The organism is Pseudomonas sp. 05N434, from assembly GCF_056396965.1.
Map to the genome: position 1 here is coordinate 1 of NZ_JBFTMK010000809.1, position 2,112 is coordinate 2,112.

A 2,112-nucleotide genomic window follows, 5' to 3' on the forward strand; every position below is an offset into this window, starting at 1 on the left:
CGCCCAGGACGACCAGGCACTGGCCGACGAATGGGCTGCGGCCCTGGAAGAGACCGGTGACGCCGGGCAGGCTGACATTGATGCGCTGCTGGCGGCCGATGCCGGTACGTCGGGCTCCAACCGTCTGCCGATGGAAGAGTTCGGCAGCGTGCCGAAGAACAACGATCCAGTGACGCTGGACGGACCGAACCTGGACGTGATCCTTGATATCCCGGTGTCGATTTCCATGGAAGTCGGCAGCACCGACATCAACATCCGCAACCTGCTGCAACTCAACCAGGGYTCGGTGATCGARCTYGAYCGYCTGGCCGGCGARCCGCTGGACGTGCTGGTCAAYGGCACGCTCATCGCYCACGGCGAAGTGGTAGTGGTCAACGAAAAGTTCGGCATCCGCCTGACCGACGTGATCAGCCCAAGCGAACGCATCAAGAAGCTGCGCTGAGTGAACAAGGTTCTTGCGGTTCTGTTGGCCTTGCCATCCAGCGTGCTGGCGGCCGAGTCGGTGACGACTGCTGCGACAGCGGCCGCCGCGCCAGCTGTCAGCAGTGGTGTGGCCGGGCAATTGACGCAATTGGTGTTCGGCTTGCTGCTGGTGTTGGGGTTGATCTTCTTCCTCGCCTGGCTGCTGCGCCGGGTTCAGCAGGCCGGTCCGGCGGGCAAGGGGCAAGTGATCGAGTTGATCGGTTCCCGAGCCCTCGGCCCCCGTGACCGCTTGATGCTGGTACAGGTCGGCAACGAACAGATTCTGCTCGGCCTGAGCCCCGGCACCATCACCGCGTTGCATGTGCTCAAGGAGCCGGTACAAGTGCCGGGCGCAACCGAGAAAGCGACTCCGGAGTTTGCCCAGCGTCTGTTGGAGATGCTTGGCAAGGATCAGAAGGATAAGAAGTAATGGGTGCGTTACGCATCGTCTTGACGCTGGCCCTGATGCTGGCTGCGCCACTGGCGTTCGCCGCCGATCCGTTGTCGATCCCGGCGATCACCCTGGGCACCAATGCCAATGGCGCCCAGGAATACTCGGTCAGCCTGCAAATCCTGCTGATCATGACGGCGCTGAGTTTCATCCCGGCGTTCGTCATGCTGATGACCAGTTTTACCCGGATCATCATCGTGTTCTCGATCCTGCGTCAGGCCCTGGGCTTGCAGCAGACACCGTCGAACCAGATCCTCACCGGCATGGCGCTGTTCCTCACCATGTTTATCATGGCGCCGGTGTTCGATCGGGTGAATCAGGATGCCTTGCAGCCGTATCTGGCGGAGAAACTCACCGCTCAGGATGCTGTCGCCAAGGCTCAGGTGCCGATCAAGGACTTCATGCTGGCCCAGACTCGCAGCAGCGATCTGGAGCTGTTCATGCGCCTGTCCAAGCGCACTGATATTGCTACGCCGGATCAGGCGCCGCTGACGATTCTGGTGCCGGCGTTCGTGACCTCGGAACTGAAAACCGCGTTCCAGATTGGCTTCATGATCTTCATTCCGTTCCTGATCATCGACCTGGTGGTGGCCAGTGTGCTGATGGCGATGGGTATGATGATGCTCTCGCCACGCTGGTGCAGACTTTCATGGAATACATTCTTCAGCTGTACCACAGCATTCCTCAGGTCATCGGTTAAGCCATGTCGCTGCTGCAACTGACCGATACCCAGATCAGCACCTGGGTGGCGACGTTCATGTTGCCGCTGTTTCGCATCGGCTCGTTGCTGATGGTCATGCCGATTTTCGGCACGACGCTGGTGCCCAAACGCGTGCGTTTGTACTTCGCGCTGGCGATCACTGTGGTCATCGCACCGGGTCTGCCGCCCATGCCCGCGGTCAACGCGCTGGACTTGAGTGCGATGCTGCTGATTGCCGAGCAGATCATCATCGGTGCGGTTCTCGGTTTCTCCTTGCAACTGTTCTTCCAGGCGTTCGTGGTCGCCGGGCAAATTGTCGCGATCCAGATGGGCATGGGCTTCGCTTCGATGGTCGACCCTACGAACGGCGTGTCAGTGGCGGTGATCGGGCAGTTTTTCACCATGCTGGTGACGCTGTTGTTCCTGTCGATGAACGGCCACTTGGTGGTGTTCGAAGTCCTCACTGAAAGCTTCACCACGCTGCCGGTCGGTGGCGGGT

At 60.3% G+C, this 2,112-nt stretch carries 3 protein-coding genes and 2 pseudogenes; all 5 read left to right on the forward strand.

Annotation, left to right across the window (positions count from 1 at the left end; translation table 11 throughout):
* Positions 1-442 (forward strand): flagellar motor switch protein FliN (gene fliN / locus AC1DLB_RS29640; RefSeq protein WP_477786248.1); only part of this gene is annotated, 442 nt, incomplete at its 5' end.
* Complete coding sequence (gene fliO / locus AC1DLB_RS29645) at positions 443-892, forward strand: flagellar biosynthetic protein FliO (RefSeq protein WP_018925053.1); 450 nt, start codon at positions 443-445, stop codon at positions 890-892.
* A pseudogene (gene fliP, locus AC1DLB_RS29650) lies at positions 892-1,545 on the forward strand (flagellar type III secretion system pore protein FliP); the annotation flags it as partial. The gene fliO and the pseudogene fliP, both read left to right, overlap by 1 nt.
* Positions 1,543-1,613 (forward strand): annotated as a pseudogene (locus tag AC1DLB_RS29655) (flagellar export apparatus protein FliQ); the annotation flags it as partial. The pseudogenes fliP and AC1DLB_RS29655, both read left to right, overlap by 3 nt.
* A gap of 3 nt (positions 1,614-1,616) precedes the next feature.
* Positions 1,617-2,112: flagellar biosynthetic protein FliR (locus tag AC1DLB_RS29660; protein WP_477786249.1), on the forward strand; the 496-nt coding region annotated here is incomplete at its 3' end.